At 40.9% G+C, this 19,879-nt stretch carries 18 protein-coding genes; 13 read left to right on the top strand and 5 right to left on the bottom strand.

Going from position 1 to position 19,879, the window contains the following annotated elements:
• Positions 1-52: 52 nt before the first annotated feature.
• The gene (locus F3059_RS03700) at positions 53-379 is read left to right on the top strand and encodes a hypothetical protein (protein ID WP_151166629.1); all 327 of its coding nucleotides are present in this window, start codon (positions 53-55) and stop codon (positions 377-379) included.
• A gap of 32 nt (positions 380-411) precedes the next feature.
• On the opposite strand, the gene F3059_RS03695 is transcribed toward F3059_RS03700, so the two are convergent.
• On the bottom strand, positions 412-3,867 hold the full coding sequence (locus F3059_RS03695; RefSeq protein ID WP_151166627.1) for a T9SS type A sorting domain-containing protein: 3,456 nt from the start codon (positions 3,865-3,867) through the stop codon (positions 412-414).
• Between the two features lie 229 nt (positions 3,868-4,096).
• On the opposite strand from F3059_RS03695, the gene F3059_RS03690 reads away from it, so the two are divergent.
• The 5 genes from F3059_RS03690 to F3059_RS03670 are packed head-to-tail and all read left to right on the top strand — an operon-like array spanning position 4,097 to position 8,025.
• Positions 4,097-4,846: an acyl-CoA desaturase gene (locus F3059_RS03690; protein ID WP_151166625.1), complete on the top strand. Its 750-nt coding sequence runs from the start codon at positions 4,097-4,099 to the stop codon at positions 4,844-4,846.
• Positions 4,847-4,851: 5 nt separating this feature from the next.
• Positions 4,852-5,568 carry an NRDE family protein gene (locus F3059_RS03685; RefSeq protein ID WP_151166622.1) on the top strand — a complete coding sequence of 239 codons (717 nt, stop codon included), beginning with the start codon at positions 4,852-4,854 and terminating at the stop codon, positions 5,566-5,568.
• A gap of 21 nt (positions 5,569-5,589) precedes the next feature.
• Positions 5,590-6,372: a sulfite exporter TauE/SafE family protein gene (locus F3059_RS03680; RefSeq protein WP_151166620.1), complete on the top strand. Its 783-nt coding sequence runs from the start codon at positions 5,590-5,592 to the stop codon at positions 6,370-6,372.
• Between the two features lie 41 nt (positions 6,373-6,413).
• Positions 6,414-6,704 (top strand): helix-turn-helix domain-containing protein, encoded by a 291-nt coding sequence (locus F3059_RS03675; RefSeq protein ID WP_151166619.1) that lies wholly within the window; start codon positions 6,414-6,416, stop codon positions 6,702-6,704.
• Positions 6,705-6,750: 46 nt separating this feature from the next.
• The gene (locus F3059_RS03670) at positions 6,751-8,025 is read left to right on the top strand and encodes a nucleoside recognition domain-containing protein (RefSeq protein WP_151166617.1); all 1,275 of its coding nucleotides are present in this window, start codon (positions 6,751-6,753) and stop codon (positions 8,023-8,025) included.
• A 4-nt stretch (positions 8,026-8,029) separates the two neighbouring features.
• Here F3059_RS03670 and F3059_RS03665 read toward each other — a convergent pair whose 3' ends face one another.
• Positions 8,030-8,653: an energy transducer TonB gene (locus tag F3059_RS03665; protein WP_151166615.1), complete on the bottom strand. Its 624-nt coding sequence runs from the start codon at positions 8,651-8,653 to the stop codon at positions 8,030-8,032.
• 140 nt (positions 8,654-8,793) lie between these two features.
• Between F3059_RS03665 and F3059_RS03660 the strand changes: the two genes are divergently transcribed.
• Genes F3059_RS03660 through F3059_RS03650 form a run of 3 tightly spaced genes read left to right on the top strand, consistent with a single transcriptional unit; the run spans position 8,794 to position 12,747 of the window.
• Positions 8,794-10,812 carry a BatA domain-containing protein gene (locus F3059_RS03660; protein ID WP_151166613.1) on the top strand — a complete coding sequence of 673 codons (2,019 nt, stop codon included), beginning with the start codon at positions 8,794-8,796 and terminating at the stop codon, positions 10,810-10,812.
• Between the two features lie 5 nt (positions 10,813-10,817).
• Positions 10,818-12,071 carry a dihydroorotase gene (locus tag F3059_RS03655; RefSeq protein ID WP_151166611.1) on the top strand — a complete coding sequence of 418 codons (1,254 nt, stop codon included), beginning with the start codon at positions 10,818-10,820 and terminating at the stop codon, positions 12,069-12,071.
• 7 nt (positions 12,072-12,078) lie between these two features.
• Positions 12,079-12,747 (top strand): hypothetical protein, encoded by a 669-nt coding sequence (locus F3059_RS03650; protein WP_151166609.1) that lies wholly within the window; start codon positions 12,079-12,081, stop codon positions 12,745-12,747.
• On the opposite strand, the gene F3059_RS03645 is transcribed toward F3059_RS03650, so the two are convergent.
• The 3 genes from F3059_RS03645 to glmM are packed head-to-tail and all read right to left on the bottom strand — an operon-like array spanning position 12,744 to position 16,051.
• Entirely contained in the window at positions 12,744-13,505 is a 762-nt protein-coding gene (locus tag F3059_RS03645; RefSeq protein WP_151166607.1) for an MBL fold metallo-hydrolase, read from the bottom strand. The two genes, F3059_RS03650 and F3059_RS03645, sit on opposite strands and share 4 nt — an antisense overlap.
• The gene (locus F3059_RS03640) at positions 13,505-14,656 is read right to left on the bottom strand and encodes a cysteine desulfurase family protein (RefSeq protein ID WP_151166606.1); all 1,152 of its coding nucleotides are present in this window, start codon (positions 14,654-14,656) and stop codon (positions 13,505-13,507) included. The genes F3059_RS03645 and F3059_RS03640 overlap by 1 nt, the downstream gene beginning before the upstream one ends.
• Positions 14,657-14,659: 3 nt before the next feature.
• A complete protein-coding gene (glmM, locus tag F3059_RS03635; protein WP_151166604.1) occupies positions 14,660-16,051 on the bottom strand; it encodes a phosphoglucosamine mutase in 1,392 nt (463 codons plus the stop codon).
• Between the two features lie 301 nt (positions 16,052-16,352).
• Here glmM and F3059_RS03630 point away from each other — a divergent pair, with 301 nt between their 5' ends.
• The 4 genes from F3059_RS03630 to F3059_RS03615 are packed head-to-tail and all read left to right on the top strand — an operon-like array spanning position 16,353 to position 19,842.
• Positions 16,353-17,792 (top strand): tetratricopeptide repeat protein, encoded by a 1,440-nt coding sequence (locus F3059_RS03630; protein WP_151166602.1) that lies wholly within the window; start codon positions 16,353-16,355, stop codon positions 17,790-17,792.
• Positions 17,789-18,574, top strand: a complete 786-nt coding sequence (locus F3059_RS03625; protein ID WP_151166601.1) for a phosphosulfolactate synthase — start codon at positions 17,789-17,791, stop codon at positions 18,572-18,574. The genes F3059_RS03630 and F3059_RS03625 overlap by 4 nt, the downstream gene beginning before the upstream one ends.
• Positions 18,575-18,580: 6 nt before the next feature.
• Positions 18,581-18,898, top strand: a complete 318-nt coding sequence (locus F3059_RS03620; RefSeq protein WP_151166599.1) for a rhodanese-like domain-containing protein — start codon at positions 18,581-18,583, stop codon at positions 18,896-18,898.
• Complete coding sequence (locus F3059_RS03615; RefSeq protein ID WP_151166598.1) at positions 18,895-19,842, top strand: DUF368 domain-containing protein; 948 nt, start codon at positions 18,895-18,897, stop codon at positions 19,840-19,842. Before F3059_RS03620 ends, F3059_RS03615 begins: the two co-directional genes overlap by 4 nt.
• The last annotated feature ends 37 nt before the right edge of the window (positions 19,843-19,879 follow it).

Genomic DNA, 19,879 nt, shown 5'->3' with positions numbered 1-19,879 from the left:
AAAATTACGACTAAGTCATTCTACCTTAAGTGATAAAAATTACATTCGAATTATGATCGAACTCACGTCAAGCAACAACGTCATAATACCAAAACACATCATTGATGATGTGTTCGAGGGAAATATTCGTTCATTTATCAGTCAGTTTGAAAATGTTGATGAAGACAAATATCTCGTAACAATCAGAACCAAATACGCAGCAGGTGTCGATAAAATAACCCGTAAGCTTTCAGAAATGGGTTTTACGTTTGACAATAATTCAAACAAGAGTGATCAATTCACGGTATTTGCCAAAGAAGGAATTTGGTGGGAAGTCCCATGGCTGGTAGAAAGAAACGGAGATGTTTGGTTTATCGCTGATGTTGAAGCTCCTGTATAAAAAAAGCCGGCATTTAGCCGGCTCTGTTTACTCTATTGAATTACTATTTTATCCCGATAGCGTTTTCCTTTATCATCGACAACTGACACAATGTAGACTCCATTCAGCCAGCTTGACGAATTCAGTTTGATTCTGGTAGCGTTCTGACCATTACGACTTACCACTTCTCTACCACTGATGTCATAGACTTGCAGTTGGTCAATTTGAGTGTTCATCGCTTCAACTATAACATTATTTGGAGCTGCATAAACCTTGATATCATTCTTTTCATCGATCAACTCAACTGAAGAAGGATCACTGATCTCTGACAGTTTGTAATGCACCTCAAATCGATCGTCCGTTTTCAACGAGTCATTCACCTCAAACTCGTAAGAATGTTCACGTAAATTGTGAATAGAATCATTTTCAAGATCTACCAGATAAACATCTATTCCAAACAAATTCTCAAAATCAGTAATTTCAAAATTGTACTTTCCGCTATCTAAAGCATGGATACTCAATTTTGATATGGCTGAGTCTCCTTCAAATTGCATTGGTGCTTTTCCCTCAATCACAAATTTGTCTTCATCGATTATGGCAGCAATTGAAACAGGATTATCAGATTCCATTTTCAACGCATCGTAAAGCCTGTCTTTTTCCTCTGTTGCTTCATTTGGAAATGCCACGAGCATTTGGCTTTTAAATGTACTGTCCTTTTTCAAACTAATCCATAAACGTGGAAAGTTGACTGATGACTGGATCTGACCATTTTTAAAGAACTGACCATTTGAACTGCTTCTCATTGAATTGTTAAATTCTACTGAGGTATTTTGATTTGCCATAACGAAAAAGCCCTGTCCGCTCGCTATATGTCCGTTTGGCGTAACATTGCTGTTTGGGCCAACAGTTGCACCAGAGTTGTTCCAGGCAGCATAATCGCTTGATGAATTTGTGTTTGTGCCATCATCATCCCAGTAATAAATTCCGCTCATTATGCGAGAATTCAAAACAGCATTTTCATTCCAAAACTGAGCTGCATTAATTGATGATGGATAAGGATTACCAATCAGGTTCCAGTTATCCTGTGTCCAGTTTACATTTCCCGGATTAGGTTGAGTAGCGATAGAATATGAAATATCACCATTATTAACCTGCCCGGTAAAAGTTCTATTTGCCTGTGATGTATTTGCCCCACCAGGGATGAAATAACCTCTTCCTTCATCCATATCACCGTCAGATCCTGAAATCAGGTAACTAGAAGTAAATGTCACATTATTACCCAGACAAGTAGTAGAATAGTTATTTGGATAATCGTATTTCCAGGACTGGTCAGATGCGTCAAAGACAAAAATATCACAAGGGTTAGTATTTGCGAAAACAGTAGCTATATCAGCATTTTCAACTGGTGAGGAATATGCGTTATATCCCGCTGTGCCTACTCTACCCTGTTTATGAACAATATAATTTCCACTTCCGGTATTTTGGTCAGATCCCGAATGTGTTTGAACCAAAGAAGCCGAAGACTCAACTTCAATAGTTCCGTCATTTTCTATTGGCTCACTAACGGTGAGTGCTCCCGTTCCGTCAATTAAAAATGTAACATTCGAACTAATGTATAAAGTATCAATACTCACTGAAGTAGAAACAACAGGATCGTTATTCCCCAGATCTAGCAAATATGCTTTATCTCCATTTCCCGGAACAGTGCCACACCAGTTACTGGATGTATTCCATGAAGTGGAAGTTGTTCCTTCCCAAATTGCATGATTATTATTTGCTTCAGGTCCGTACAATGGAATAAAGGTAAGCCCTACATGTGAACCACCTGATTGCTCTTTGATGGTAACTTCTACCTTACTATCTGGACCGAGGTAACCTTGCCAAACATCAGATGTGTAATTATTGCTGTACCAGGTGTTTTTAGAATAAACCTGTACACCATCTATATAAAGAGTTACACCGTCATCGTGATTCGGGATGTCTATTTGATAGTAGCTACAAGGAAATCCTTCTCTTCTTACCCTGTAAGAATGATTGTTATTTCCTATTGAGCAACCTTGCCAATTAGCTGCATCTGATGGTGAATTATTTATTGACCAATCATCACGTGTGTCAAAATTGAATGAAGAAAAGCTGTAATATCCTCTGTAGTCAGAGAAAGTTTCATCATCATAGCCGTGAAGAATCCACTGGTTCTGACCATAAACTGGATTAGTGCCATTTGATGAATTGAATACTGTCACATTCACGTATTCTGTATCACTTGGGCAGCTTCCATCAGCAGTAACTTTATAGACCGTACTGCTTGAAGGAGATAGTGTAACATTACTTCCTGAACTATTATTGAATTGAACTCCTGTTGATGGAATCCAAAGAAAGTTTGTAGCTCCAGAGGCAGTTACATTAGCTGTGTTTGAAGAGCAAATTCCTAAAGCTGTATCAGAAACAGAAACATCATAAGTACTAACAATAGATACATCGACACTTGCAGAATAATTCCCGTTACCATTTACATCAGTTCCTGTAACTGTGTAGGTTTGAACTCCTGTAGGTGCCGAGGAAGGAATCACCAATTCAACACTATCAGTATTGTAAGGAGCACTCATGTAAGTTGTATTACCTCCAGACCAATCATAGTTAGCACCTCCGTCAACACCAATCTTAACAGTGGCCCCAGTACAAACATCGAGATCATCAGAAATTACAAGAGTTGGTGTGTAATTGAACTCAACTTCTAATGCTGATTCTCCACCGCTTTCTTCAACCTGTATTTCTATTTTAGAATTGGCTCCTAAATTTCCAGACCAAACAGCATTCTGAATAGTTGAAGTATAAGATGAAGAATATTCAAGCACTCCATTGACATAAAGCCTGTGATCATCATCTCCTCTTATATCAAGAGTGTACTGACCGGCAGTAAAACCTTCTCTTTTGTATGAAAATGAATGTTGATCGTTTGGAATTGAACAGCCCTGATAGTTTGAGGCGTCACTTGGTGATCCATTTGTAGGGAAATAATCTGATGATAAAATATTTAAGCTGGTATCAATGTAGCTTCCCAAATACGTAACAAACTGTTTCCCATTGTAACCGAAAACATACCATTCGTTATTTCCAAACTCTGCAGGATCGAGGCCGCTTGAATTAATTGTGAGGTTAGAGCCGTTATCGCTACCTGTGACAGCCGGAGAATCTCCTGACACTCTAATTCGATAAGCGGAACCGGGATCTATAACTGACGGAATAGTAGCAGTAATTGATCCACCTGATGTAGATGAAGTAGATCCGATAGTATCAGGAGATGAAAAACTTCCCGTATTATCACTCAATTCAACATAAAAAGTATTTCCGCCATTGAATGAGCCGGAGATTGAATAATTAACTGTTAAATTTTCACTTTGACAAAATGGACTTCCTGATACTGAGCCGGTAGTAATGGATTGTGCAAAAACCTGTAATGAAAAACAGGAGAACGCCAGCGCAACCGCAATTGAGCCAATTCTTTTCATGATATTTTTATTGTTAGATTTCCTTACATCAAAGATACATCACAACCATGAAAATATCACCCTACAAAATACCATTTCCCTGAAGTGAACTTTTCAGTACTCAAGATGCGTTTTTAAGGAATAAGTTGAACATCAAAATATTTTTCAACTAAATGGTAACCCGTGCTCCATCAATGCCGTTATTTGCAGCATATCTTTTTTTCTAATCTGATATTAAATCATTTCAATCGTGATCATTTTAATTTTCTTCTTAGCACACTGGTATTTATCACTATTTACCCAAACGTTTTTCCATCACCGTTACGCAGCTCATCAAATGTTTACGATGAGTAAAGGCTGGGAAAAAGTATGGTTTATCCTCAGTTGGTTGTGGCAGGGGTCTTCCTATTTGAGCCCTAACACGTATGGAATTTTGCACCGCCAACACCACGCCTATGCCGATACCGAAAAAGATCCACATTCGCCCAAATACTCGAAGAGCCTTTTCGATATGATGTGGAAGACGAAAGTTATTTACAGTGACATTTTCTATGGTCGCGTAAAAACAGATGAAAAATTCACGAAAAACCTTCCCGAGTGGAAAAGCTTTGAAAAATTTGCAGATAACTGGATGATTCGCATTTCATGGGGCTTACTCTACATCGGGTTTTATGCCATTTTTGCAACTCACTGGTGGATGTTCCTCCTTCTCCCTATTCACTTTGTCATGGGACCATTTCACGGAGCAATCATCAACTGGTTCGCACACAAAATAGGGACAGTACGCTTCAGAGTTAACGACACAAGCAAAAACCTCATTCCAATAGATTTTCTCATGCTTGGTGAGAGTTATCACAACAATCACCACACAAAACCAAACAGCGCAAACTTTGGTCACTCATGGTACGAACTCGATCCGGTATACTACTTCATCAAACTCTTTGAAAAGTTGAAGATGATCGAGATGAAACCAAAACCTGTAATGGTCAGAGCCAAATAAGCATTATGTGCACGCTGACTTATTTACCGGAACAAAACAATTCTCCCAGACTCATAACATCTAACCGGGATGAAAGCCCTGAGCGTAAAAAGGCAGGCTTTCCTGATTGGCACAATGTTGAGGGATCTGATCTGTATTTTCCTAAAGATGGATTAGCCGGAGGAACCTGGTTAGCGATCAATGTGAATGGAATTATTGCTTGTCTGCTCAACGGAGCTTTTGAGCAACACGAGCACAATCCGCCTTATCGTAAAAGTCGAGGACTAATCTTAACCGAGTCATTAGCTACAGGGAATCCGATCGAAGCTTTGAAAGCTACGGATCTGACCAATATTGAGCCTTTTACTGTGGTCATCTTCAACGATGGAATCAAGGAGTTTCGCTGGGATGGTAAACAGAAGCATTACAATTCTTATGATCCCGCCAAACCGCATATTTGGTCATCAGCACAGCTCTACACGCCCGATACAATTGAAAAACGCAAAAACTGGTTCAACGAATGGCTCGAGAATCACAAAAATCCAACGAGTAATGAAATCCTGCATTTTCATCACTTTGGCGGTGAAGGCGACATTTATAACGACATCAGGATGAACCGGGACGGACAAGTACAAACAACGAGTATTTCGTGTATTGAACAGGGATCTGACCATGTGACTTTTCATCACAATGATTTACTCCTCAACGAAGAACAAACCAACTCGTTTAAAACTGCTAGCTGATTTTATTACACCTTTGCCGGCATGAGTGAGTTAGAATGGTACGCATATCTCATTTTCTTTGCAGCCGGTGCAATGGCCGGAATCATTAATGTGCTTGCCGGAAACGGCTCTGCGATTACGCTCTCCACACTTATTTTATTCGGGATTTCACCCACTATTGCCAATGCGACTAACCGTGTTGGCGTTTTTGTTTTGGCCGTTACAGTCCTCTTTTCCATCAGGAAATCACCTTCAACAGTAGGCTTGTTCAAGCGAAATGCATGGTTATCGATACCGGCTTTGGTCGGATCCGGAATTGGGGCTTACGGAGCCACACTAGTCAGCGATAAAATGCTGCAGTACGTGGCAATTGGCGCTCTGGCATTGATCCTACTATCCATGTTGTTACAGCCAGGTAAATGGGGTCGGGAAGATCGCGGATTGAGAGGTGCCAACAAGTGGCTCACCGGTTTTTCAATTCTGTTTGCCGGTTTATATGCCGGATTTATTCAGATGGGAGTTGGCATCATTCTGCTCGCTTCACTGGTGCTTTTGAGTAAATTTTCATTCCGGCAAGCCAATCTCATCAAGCAAATCCTGGTTTTTGGACTCGCCTCTGTCCCACTCGCTGTCTTCATTTTCAACGACATGATTCACTGGGGTGCCGGACTCGCACTCGCAGCCGGACAAGCCACAACGGGATGGGCTGTTGCTCGCTATGCCCTTCAAAACCCAAAAGCACAAATCTGGATAAGGCGACTCGTTGTCGTCATTATTATAGTTGCTCTTCTCGGGTTATTGGATGTGCATGAGTATTTATTTTAAAGTCAAAAAAACGTAACTTTTATGTTACATTTGATTCTGTTATGGGAATTAAATCGTGGGATGAAATAAAAAATTCCGTTTACGGAGAAAAAGGAACTGATAGAAGAGACGAACTTGAAAGAGATTTTGAATCTTTTAAAATTGGTATTCTGCTGCGTCAGGCAAGGAAAGAAAAGAACTTAACACAAAGTCAGCTCGCTTCTCTTATCAATAAAAAACGCTCATATATTTCCAGAATTGAAAATAATGGAAATAACATAACGCTCAAGACTCTTTATGACATTGTAGAAAAGGGTCTTGGTGGAAAAATCAAAATCTCAATTGATCTTTAAACCATCATTAAAAATATTTCACAACTTTGAGCGAAAATAACGCCAAGTGGTACTGAACTATATTTTCATCGGTTTTTTTGTGATCGCGTTTGTCGTGGCTTTGGTCAGAACCATTGGCTATTTCTTTCGCGATCAACTAGAAGCAATCGGACTGGTATTTGACGAAAGTGACCTCTACGTCTTTCGCGATATGGTTCAGTCAACCTTTGATATGGCTGATACTTCAATCGCTATAGTTTTGACTCTAATTGGCGTTATGACCTTTTGGCTCGGAATATTACGCGTTGGAGAAAAGGCCGGAGTCATCGCATGGCTCTCGAAAAAAATAGAACCGTTTTTCATTCGGCTCTTTCCTGAGATTCCGCGCAATCACAATGCTCACGGAGCCATCATGATGAACTTTGCTGCCAACATGCTGGGACTCGACAATGCTGCTACACCATTCGGCATCAAAGCTATGGAGCAGCTCCAGGATGCTAATACTAACAAAAAAACAGCCAGCAACGCGCAAATCATGTTTCTGGTTCTGAACACTAGTGGATTGACACTTATCCCTGTCAGTGTAATGGCCTTGCGTGCTGCAGAAGGCGCTTCTACTCCAACCGATGTCTTTTTACCGATTCTGCTAGCCACATACTTTGCGACAATTACCGGTTTGATTTTCGTTTCCATCAGGCAACGCATTAACCTGTTCAACAAAACGATGTTGTTGGTTTTGGGCGGACTCACAATTTTCGTTCTGGCTCTGGTAACATGGCTCACCCAAATGCCCGATAATTTTGCAGAGAAATTCTCAGTCGTATCCGGTAACCTGATTCTTTTTTGTGTGATAGTAGGGTTTATTCTACTCGCGCTGAAAAGAAAAGTAGATGTTTACCAAACCTTCATCGATGGCGCAAAAGAAGGATTCAATGTTGGTGTAAAAATCATTCCTTACCTCGTGGGAATGCTCATTTCAATTGCTGTGTTCAGAGCCAGCGGCACACTCGATTGGATTATTGGCGGAATTGAATTTCTCGTAAGTTGGTTCGGGTTTAACACCGATTTTGTGGGAGCACTGCCCACAGCCGTGATGAAGCCGCTTTCAGGTTCCGGAGCTCGTGCTATGATGGTTGAGACCATGAGCAATTATGGGTCAGACTCATTCCAGGGCTTTTTAGCCGGAGTATTCCAGGGAAGTACTGAGACAACATTTTACACTATCGCGGTTTATTACGGTGCAATCAATGTAACACGCACGCGCTACACCGCAACAGCCGGCCTCTTTGCCGATTTCATGGGAATTGTTGCAGCGATCATTATCGCGTATATTTTTTGGTAGGGTTTTATTTTAATGTAAACCTAACTGGTAAATTAATATAAGTATCAATTGGTTTACCGTTCATTATCGCTGGTTCCCAATCTGGCATATTCTCAACTAAACGCCATGTTTCTTCATCAATAAAAGTATCTACACCTCTAATAATTGAATATGGCTCAACTTCTCCGGTTTTTCTTACAATAAACCACATATAAACAACACCTGAGCTATTCATTTCCTTAGATTCTTCTGGGTAAGAGATTTCTTCACCTAAATACTTGAATAACTGGTCTTCTCCACCAGGAAAGGAAGGCTTTTCACAGTTTTCACAATCCTCTTCATCTTTAGGGGATTCGACAACTCCTTCTGGGGGCTCAAGATCATAAACTAATTTGCTAAAATCTCGTGTTAATATTATATTCCCAGACTTGTCATACTCATTCCAAGCTCCTACTGGTTCGCCATTTACTAGCTTTTCCTCTTTCAAAAGAATATCAGTATTTTTTTTATAATATTTATAAATCAATGTATCTCCTGAATATGATTTTTCAGTTCTATACTCTTCAACTTTTGATTTTCCTCTCATTGATTTTATTGCTGCACAACTAAAAAACACTGCAATTGACATTAGTAGGATTAAGTACTTCATTTGAATAGGGTTTATATTAATTAATCGAATAGCGATTATAATGATAATAACTTAAATCCCGCAATTTTTGAAAGTATAAAATTAAAACACTCAAAATTTGATCTTATATAATCACCTGCATTCATTAGCTTTGTGCGCCAATGAACTTTCTGTATCCACAATTTCTGTACGGGTTACTCGCAATTGCCATTCCGGTTGCTATTCACCTCTTTAATCTCAAGCGGTACAAAACAGTTTATTTTTCCAATAACCAGTTCCTCAAGTCTGTTCAGGAAAAGACGCAGTCGACATCCAGGCTAAAGCATTTACTCACACTGTTAGCCCGAATTCTCTTTATCGTGTTTTTGGTTTTGGCTTTTGCCCAGCCCTATTTCCCCGGAGAAGGTAAATCAGAATCTGCCGATAAAACGCTTTCGCTATACCTCGATAACTCATTGAGTATGTCTTTTTCGAGTCCGGAAGGACAAGCTTTCCAGAGAGGTAAACAAAAAGCTTTTTCAATCCTGGAGCAGGCAGCTCCAACTGATAAAATTCAGCTGATTTCAAATGACTTCAAAGGAACTGATCGTGTACTCCTCTCTCCCAACGAAGCGATTGACGAAATTCAAAAACTGAGACTTTCACCCAATATTCGCAATTTCGATCAGGTTCGTGAACGAATTAACAATTCCCTGCCATCGGGTGCAAAGAACAATCACCGCTTCATCATCAGCGATTTTCAAAATTCATTTTTGCAAAAAGCGAATAGTGATTCGCTAAAGGCACAAACAAATTTCCTCCCAGTCAATTCCACTTACCGATCGAATGTTTACATCGACTCGCTGGCTTTCTTTTCGCCTGTTCGCAAAGCGGGCATTCAGGATTCAGCCCAAATCTCGATTATCAACACAGGAGATGAGAATATTTCTTCTTCGCTGGAACTACGCATAGACGGAAAAATGCAGAACATTCTCAAAGTCGATCTATCTCCCGGGCAAAACGATACCACAATTTACTTCACGGTTCAGGATGCTGGTCCGCACTACGGGATTATTCAAATTGAGAACGATGCTGCAGATTTCGACAACAAATTCCATTTCACATTTGAAGTTCCCAAAGCTTTCAATATAGTCGAAATCCAGCCTCAGGAAAGCACGAAAACAATCGAGCGTATTTACGCAACCGATGAGGCTTTTAAGTATCTCGGTCAGAGCCAAACAGAGCCGGATTTTGAGTCGTGGAAAAACGCATCAGCACTGATCGCGAATGGCGTTGATTTGAAATCGGCCGGATTTTGGTCAGAGTTTGAGTCGTTCCTCTCGCAAGGTGGAACAGGCATTGTATTCCCGGGATCTGACCGTGAAGCAATCAACCTGCTGCTTGAAAAAATTGGAGCCGGAACGCTCGGTGAAGCAGATACGACAAAGAAACGAGTTGGAACGATTAATCTTGAGCATCCAATTTTCAGAGGTGTTTTCAGCAAAAAACCAAAAGATCCTGTTTGGCCCTCAATCACAAAACAATACCGATTTGAGCGCGGTGCAAAGCCGGCCATACCGGTTATCAAAACAGAAGACGATTCACCGGTTTTGATGGAAATCGAGCACGAAAACGGCAAGCTTTACCTGTGGACATCAGCCATTGAGGAAACAACTTTTAAGCAGGGCGGACTCCTACTCCCAATCCTTTTTGAAATGGCGTTTCAATCTCAAAATGCCGGTTCTTACTACAACACGATTGGTGAAAAAAGCAATTTGACGATCAACCGCACACAGGGATTGAAAGACGAGCTGGTAAAAATGGCTCCGATCGAAAGCAGCGAAAACGAATTCATTCCGCAAATCATACCACAAGGTGATAAATTGCTCGTCAATGCACGTGAAAACGTGACCGAATCGGGAGTGTATGAAATCACGAACGATGCAGACTCGCTACTCACTTACGCAGCATTCAATTACGGCAGTAGCGAATCTGAACTGTCATTCATGAGCGAGTCTGAAATCGAACAATTGATCGAGCAAAACAACTGGAATAAAGCACAAGTTTTAACGGGCGACAATACTTCACTGGGCAACTTTGTGAGCTCCATCGGGCAACAAAGTTCGCTTTGGAAATGGTGTATCGTCCTCGCATTGTTATTTTTGGGAATTGAAATTCTGTTATTGAGGTTCATAAAATAAAACGCATGTCAACGCTGCACATTAAAAACGCACAAATCATTTGGCCCGGGAGCAAGTGGCACCGCAAAACAGCCGATGTCATCATTGAAAACGGAATAACAAAGGCTATTGGTCAGAACCTCAATCAGCAGGCCGATGAAGTCATAACTGGCAAAAAACTCATCCTCACTCCCGGTTGGTTTGATTTGCACGTATCTTTCAACGATCCCGGAAACGAGCACAAAGAAGATATCACCTCAGGATCACAGGCAGCACAGCATGGCGGCTTTACTGATGTTCTCCTCATGCCCAATACACAACCCGCTATCGACTCGAAAAGCGTGGTGAACTATGTCAAGGGAAAAGCCCAACTTTCCGAAACAAATATTCACATAGCCGGAGCAGCATCTGAAGGTTTATTAGGTGAAGACATCACTGAGGTGTACGACATGAAAGATGCCGGAATCGTAGCTCTCACAGATCACAAAAAAGCCATCCAAAATGCCGATTTACTGAGACGTGTTCTATTTTACGCTAAAAAGTCGGGAATGCCGGTGATGAGCTTTGCCAGCGATAAATCATTGAACAAAAATGGTCAAATGAACGAAGGCAAAATGAGCACTTCGCTCGGATTAAAAGGCATGCCTTCGCTTTCTGAAGAAATTCAACTCAAGCGCGACATTGATCTCGCTAAATACTGCGACTCACCTATCCATTTCTCTTCCATCAGCAGCAAGGAAAGTGTTGAGATTATCAGATCTGCAAAAGATGCAGGAATCCCGGTAACCTGTGATGTTTCGTACATGAATTTGGCTCTGACCGACAAAGATCTCGAGGACTTTGACACAAACCTGAAATTGAATCCGCCACTCCGCACCGAGGCAGACAGACAAGCTTTAATCGAAGGACTCAAAGACGGAACCATCGATGCTATTTCTACTGATCACACACCTCAAAACATCGAAGAAAAAGCACGTGAATTTGACAATGCAGCATTTGGCATGTCTTCGCTTGAAACCCTCTATCCGGTTTACAACACCTTCCTCAAAGACGATATTTCGATTGAATTATTTGTCGATAAATTAGCCGTAGAATCCAGACAACTCATCGGCTTACCTACTCCGCAACTGGAAGAAGGAAAACCAGCAAGAGTAACGATTTTAGATTCGTCTAAAAAAGTTAAAATCGATAAAAACTTCCTTAAAAGTAAGTCTAAAAACAACTATTGGCTGGGGAGTGAATTAAAAGGAGTTGTGATCAGAACTATCAACGGCAAATAGCCGCGTTTTGCAACACCCGTTTTACCAAAAGACAAAAAAAGAACAACGCAATGTTCAGTTAAAGGTAGGGCTGCTGGCTCTGACCATTATTATCATTTTTTTTGTTATCGGTTTTGTAACGAACCTTTATTTGTTGCCCGCCCTACTCTTCCCGATTGTCATTACGATCATTGCTCCGTTTTTGGATGTCCCTGCAATGGTTGATAAAGGCAAACTGACATATCAATCACTTTTACTTTTGACCGAAAAGGGCCAAAACGGAGTTATCAAGCTTCACGGAGGAACGCTGCTGGATTATCTTTATGTAATTGATTCGAACTGGAATGCTCAACAACGAAAGCAATTTATCATTAAAGAGTTTTTAAGCGGACTCATCAACCTAATAGATGAACAAAAGGAAAAGAAAGATCTCGATATTAAAATAAAAGGAACGAGTTACATTCTCAATGAGCGGACTGCTAAAAAACTGGGCTTCAAGGTTGTGAAAAAAGACTTTTTGCAACAAGTTATCCTAATTTTCAATTATTTCAACCTTCTCGTCACGAACTCTGTGGGGAAAGGCAGGCTTTCATTTCCCAGGATAAAACAGATAATTACGATTGAAGCGGATATTTCAACATTGCTTGCAAAAGAAGATGAAATTAGAGCTTTAAAAAATAAGATTGAAAACGACTAAATCACAATTTTAAGACCGTCATATCCCAAATGGATATTGTCAGGTGTATCCTTCTCAACGTCTTTATGCAGTCCCATTTGATGAGAAATATGAGTGATGTAAGCCTCTTCCACACCGAGTTCATCTACAAGTTCAATTGCTTCATCGAGTGTGAAATGTGAAATGTGATCTGTTTTGCGCAAAGCATTGATCACCATCACCTTTGAGCCTTTTATCTTTTCCTTTTCTTTACGTGAAATATAATTGGCATCAGTGATGTAAGTGAAATCGCCAAAGCGAAATCCAAAGACCGGTAGTTTGAAGTGCATCACCTCTATCGGGATAATGTTGATCCCTTCCACTTTAAAAGGTTCATTGTGTAAATCTGTTAAGTGAATTTGCGGAACTCCGGGATACTTTTTCTCCTCAAAAGCATAGAAATAATCGCGTTTTAAAGCCTTTTGAACTCTGTCGCTGGCGTAGACTGTCATTTCCTTGCGCTGAATAAAGTTGAAGGCTCTTATGTCATCGAGTCCGGCCATGTGATCTTTGTGCTCGTGAGTAAAAAGTACAGCATCGAGCTGATTCACATTTTCGCGAAGCATTTGTTGTCTGAAATCAGGGCCGGTATCCACTACAATCGTTTTTCCCTCCGTCTCAACCATGATAGAGGTTCTGAGTCGTTTATCTCTTGGATCTGACGATTGGCAAACATCACACTTGCATCCGATAACCGGCACTCCCTGTGATGTTCCTGTCCCTAATAACGTTATGCGCACTAAACTTTTTCCTTTTGATAGATTTTCAACAAACAATCAATTGCGTAATCAACTTCTTCCTTTGTGTTGTAGCGGCTAAATGAAAAACGAACACTCGGCCTCTCCATACTCACATCAATTCCTCTCAAAACATGAGAACCGGTATTACTACCCGATGTACACGCACTACCACCCGATACAGCTACTCCCATAAGATCCATATTGAATAACAACAATTCGGCCTTATCTGTTTTCGGTAATGTAACGTTCAGAACCGTGTGGAGCGATCGTTCGTGATCACAACAGATTCCGTTGTAGTGAACTCCTTCGAGTTCAGCATCTAACCTGCTCATCATGTGATCTTTCAATCCTTCGATGTGCTTTTCGTGTTCATCAGCGTTTTCATGAGACAACTCAAGTGCTTTAGCTAGTCCAATGATACCGTAAACATTTTCAGTTCCGCCACGCATACTGCGCTCTTGTGCTCCGCCCTGGATAAAGGGCTTAATTTTTACTTCATTCCTGATATAGAGGAACCCAACACCTTTGGGACCGTGAAACTTGTGAGCAGCACAGGTTGCAAAATCGATCGGCAATTCCTGCAAATCGAATCGGTAATGCCCCATTGTTTGAACCGTATCAGAATGAAACAATGCATCGTATTTCCTGCACATCTCTCCCACTTCTCTCAACGGAAGAAGATTCCCGATCTCATTGTTGGCATGCATCAGCGAAACAAGCGTTTTTTCACCACTCTGTTTGAGTAATTCTTCGAGGTGATTGAGATCAACTTCTCCATTAACTGTCAAGTTTACGTGATCTACTTTCACACTATTTAGTCGCTCAACTTCCTCAATTGTATGGAGCACAGCATGGTGCTCGATGGGAGACGAAATGATGCGTTTCACACCGCAGTCACGCACGGCTCCGACTATTGCCATATTATCAGCTTCGGTTCCTCCCGATGTAAAAACGATTTCACCCGGAGTTACATTGAGCAATTTAGCAACCGTTCTTCTCGCCTGTTCAATTTTTCCTTTAACAGCTCTACCAAAGGAATGCGTAGAGCTTGGATTTCCAAAAACATCCTTTAGCATTGGTGCCATTACATCAAAAACCTCAGGGGCCAAGGGTGTTGCAGCGGCATTGTCTAAATAAACCCTTTTTGACATCGCTTACTGTTTAATGATTTCTCTAATATCAGACATTACCTTTTCTGCGAGGTTGTTCGCAGTTGAAGTACTTCCGCTTTCAGTGTAAATACGGATAATAGGCTCAGTATTTGATTTTCTCAAATGCACCCATTGATCTTCAAAATCGATTTTAACGCCATCAATCGTGTTGATATCGTAATTCGCATAGCGCTTTTGCATACTCGCCAAAATCTTATCGACATCAATTTCAGGTGAAAGTTCAATTTTATTCTTTGAAATATGGTAATTTGGATAGTCAGATCGCAGTGAAGAAAGACTTTTCCCCGATTTAGCGAGGTGACTCAAAATTAGCGCTACTCCAACAAGCGCATCGCGACCGTAATGCAATTCCGGATAGATAACGCCTCCATTGCCTTCTCCTCCAATGACCGCATTCGTTTCTTTCATCTTTTCCACAACATTGACTTCTCCAACTGCCGATGCAGCGTATTGCCGACCGTGTTTTTCAGTTACATCACGCAATGCCCTTGTCGATGAAAGATTAGAAACCGTATTTCCCGGAGTATTTGCCAAAACATAATCTGCGGCAGCAACGAGCGTGTACTCTTCTCCGAACATGTCACCATCTTCACAAACGAGTGCTAAACGATCTACATCAGGATCCACAACGATACCGAGATCGGCATTTTGCTTTTTCACTGTTGATGAAATTTCAGTGAGATTTTCAGGCAATGGCTCCGGACTATGAGGGAAATGACCAGTTGGTTCGCAATAGAGCTCAATAACTTCTTCAACTCCAAGCGCTTTGAGCAATTTTGGAATTGCTAGTCCGCCAGTTGAATTGACAGCATCTACAGCAACGTTGAACTTTGCTTTTTTGATCGCCTCAACATCTACAAGTGGCAAATCCAAGACAGCCTGAATGTGTTTATCAATATATTTTTCGTCTACCGAATATTTCCCAATCTTATCAACAGGAGCAAATTCAAAATCTGCATTATCTCCTATTTCAAGCACTTCTTTACCGTCAGATCCAGAAATAAACTCACCCTTTTCATTCAAAAGCTTGAGTGCATTCCACTGAGCCGGGTTGTGACTTGCCGTGAGAATAATTCCGCCATTTGCGTTTTCATTAGACACTGCCACTTCAACTGTTGGCGTGGTGGAATAGCCGAGATTGAGCACATCAATCCCGAGTCCGCGCAGCGTTCCCACCACTAATTGCTCAACCATTTCACCTGAAATGCGCGCATCGCGACCGATAACTATGCGGACTTCTTCACTATTACTGCGATTTTTGATCCATGTACCATAAGCAGCTGTGAATTTGACAATATCAGTTGGTGTTAACCCTTCGTTAGGCTTTCCTCCTATTGTGCCTCGAATTCCTGAGATTGATTTAATTAACGTCATTGATAGGTTTTCCTTTAATTAAGGCCACAAATATAAAGACCTCAGTTCGAATAGTGGTGTTGGGTTTTGAACATCAATTTATGGAAACATATTATCCCTGCTTTAAGCTCAATTTAAGAGTTAGGACTCTAATGATATCAAGTAAAAAACTTCAATACGCAAATCAAAGCGCATATCATAATCGCTCAAGCAATTTCTAATAAAGCAGATTCAGCATTAAAGGTACTCGTCACATTCGTTAATAACATTGTGAATAAGTCATAATTATCTCACAAATATTGCAAAAGGCTTTTTTCTAAATTTGAATGAAACCATCTTTGCAAAAGCAATGGAAGAAGATTTTAATTCATTATTCGGCAACTCACCTAAAGAACTTATCAATCGTTACGAAAGTATGCTCGCTCGAGGCGATCAATACTTCTTTGACGTGGAGGAGTTTCAAAACCTCATTGACTACTATATCAGTGAGCGTAAAAATGCCCAGGCTTTTGAAGTTTTGGACATTGCGAAGAAGCAGCACCCTTCAACTTCAGACTTACTCATAAGAGAAGCTGAATTGCTTGCACAAAACGAACGATTTACAGAAGCACTAACAGCGATAAACTCGGTTGAAGACTACGAGCCTTACAACCTTGAAGTATATTTAACCAAAGCTTCAATTCTCAGTCAAAACGGAAAAATCAAAGAAGCTATATCAACTTTAAAGAGGGCTCTGACAATTGCCGAAGAATCGGAACTCGATGAAGTTTACATGGATATCGCTTTTGAGTATCAGAACCTTGGACAATACGATCCGGCTCTAAAATACCTCAAAAGAGCCCTATTTCGCAATCCTGAAAATGACGAGGCGATTTACGAGATATCCTATTGTTATGAGGAACTCGACAAAATGACAGAGGGAATTGAGTTCTATTCAAATTTTATCGATCAGAACCCGTACTCCTCGCACGCCTGGTTCAACCAGGGTAATATGTATGTTCAGCTCGGTTTGTACGAAAAGGCACTTGAATCATTTGACTTTTGCACAATTGTCAACGAAGAATTTGCCAGCGGTCATTTCAATAAAGGATTAGCACTAAGAAAATTAGAAGAATACGAAAAAGCAATTGATGCATTTCAAAGTGCTTTGAAATACGACCTTATAGAATCTGTCAATCTCTACTACATAGGATTGTGTTATGAAGATCTAGAACATTACCGTGAGGCTGAGATCTATTACCGCAAGTGTGTAAAGAGCGATGAGCGCATGAGTGATGCCTGGTTAGGCCTGGCTAAAGTACTGAGTAGGCAGGAGCAATGGGTTGAAGCCCTTCACCACGCTCGTCATGCAACTATCATTGATAAAAACAATCCAAAGCCATACTACAAGTTAGCCCAACTACAGGGAAAAATGAACTATTTTGAAGAGGCTTTCGATTCGTTTGAAATTGCTCTAGATAAAGGCATGAAAGGAGTTGATGTGTGGGTTGATTACTGCGATACACTTTATACTGCCGGTGAAGAAAATAACCTTTCAAAAGTTGTGAATAGAGCGCTCGATAACCAGCCGCACAAATCTGAAATTTATTATAGATTTGCCGCCTATTTGACTAAATCAGGGCAGTTAGATGAGGCTGAGAATATTTTGTTTCTCGCCCTGTCGATGGACAAGAGTAAAATTAATTACCTCTTTGACTTTATGCCTGAAGCTGAAGATTACGATTTCGTAAACAACATGCTTGAAGAATTCGAGAATAAATGAAAAATTTCGACTTACCCTTTCTTCCCGAAAGAACTCAAAAACCGCGTAAAAGCGGGATCACAATGATGATGGATAAAGGTTTGAGCAACACTCAAACAGAATACATCATTGAATCGTGTGGTGAACTCATAGATTTTGTAAAATTTGGTTTTGGTACTTCTTATCTGACCAAAAACCTCAAAATAAAATTAGCTCTCTACAAAGAAGCTAACATCAACTGCTATCTCGGTGGTACGTTATTCGAGGCCTATGCAGTTCGCGATATGTTTGACGACTACCGCAGGCTGCTCGATGAGCTCGATCTCGAAGTAGCAGAGGTTTCTGACGGTTGCATTCACATCGACCAGGAAAAGAAACTGAAATACATCTCAGAATTGAGCAACCAGGTTAAAGTACTTTCTGAGGTTGGTAGTAAAAGTGCTGATGTTGTTCTCAGCGATGGCGAGTGGATTTCAAAAATGAACAGTGAGCTAAAAGCCGGTTCATGGAAAGTGATTGCTGAAGCACGCGAAAGTGGCACAATCGGAATTTACGATTCTGAAGGTGGTGCTAAAAGTGAAATGATCGATCACATTTCAGAGCAGGTAAATGCTGAAAACATCATTTGGGAAGCTCCTCAAAAAGCTCAGCAGGTTTGGTTTATCAACCACTTTGGTGCCAATGTAAACCTCGGAAACATCGCTCCTGAAGAGGTTATTCCGCTCGAAACACTTCGCTTGGGTCTGCGCGGAGATACATTCTTTAGCTTCATCCCTGATGATGTAGCCAAACCTTTTAAGTAAGCAACTATGAACTCTATTACTGTTGAAGAGCTCAAACAAAAGCTCGACAATAAAGAAGATATCAAAGTGATTGATGTAAGAGAAGACTACGAAGTTGAAGAAGCAAACTTTGGCGCTGATCACATCCCGATGGGCAGCATCATCGACCGTATCGATGAAATCCCTAAAGACAAACAGGTAATTGTTCACTGCCGAAGTGGTAAACGTTCCGCATCAGTTATCGACAGCCTTGAAAGAATGTACGGTTACGATAACCTCTACAATCTCGAAGGCGGAATCAAAGCCTGGGCAGATAAAATCGATTCTTCACTTGACGTATCATGAGTCGTACCGTTAAAGAGTACTTAGGAATCGCCATCCGCGGCATGGGAATGGGCGCAGCTGATGTTGTTCCCGGTGTTTCTGGCGGAACAATCGCATTCATTACTGGCATTTACGAAGAGTTAATTGAAACGATTAATAAGTTCGACCTCAATACTTTTAAAGTATTGAGAGAGCAAGGCCTGGCTGCTGCGTGGAATCATGTCAACGGAAACTTCATCGTTAGCCTGCTACTCGGAATCGGAATAAGTGTTGTTTCACTGGCCAAAGCCATCACATACTTACTGGAGAACCACCCCATTCCAATTTGGTCATTTTTCTTTGGTCTGGTTGCAGCCAGTATTTGGTTTGTCGCCAAACAAGTAAAAAAATGGACCTTCCCTCCCATTCTTACTTTTATTATAGGAGCTTCAATTGCCTATTACATCACGATTCTTTCCGCTACGCAGGGACCCATTTCGTATCCGTATTACTTTTTATCGGGAATGGTCGCCATTTGTGCTATGATTCTGCCGGGAATTTCAGGCTCATTCATACTGTTGTTAATGGGATCGTACAAAGCTGTTTTAGATGCGGTTCACGAAAGAGACTTTGCTATTATCGCTACGGTCGGAGCCGGAGCAATCATCGGACTTTTGAGTTTTTCCCGCCTGCTCAAGTGGATGTTTCACAAATATCACGATGCAACAATCGCTTTACTTTCAGGATTCTTATTAGGTTCATTAAACAAAATATGGCCATGGAAAGAGACCATTTCAACAATGGTCAAGAAAGCCGGCACCCCTGAGGAAGAAGTTGTTCCGGTTGAACAGGTTAGCGTATTACCCTTACAATTTGAACAGATTACTGGGGCCCCATCACAGATCGGTTTAGCAATTGGACTAATGATCGCAGGCGCAGCATTTATTATTCTGATCGAGAAAGTAGCAATTCAAAAAGAAGACTAAGTAACGGTCAGAGCCGAAATTTTCCTATCTTGATTCC

The organism is Salibacter halophilus (genome assembly GCF_008806325.1).
Lineage (GTDB): Bacteria > Bacteroidota > Bacteroidia > Flavobacteriales_G > Salibacteraceae > Salibacter > Salibacter halophilus.
This window is presented reverse-complemented; position numbering and strand designations above follow the sequence as displayed.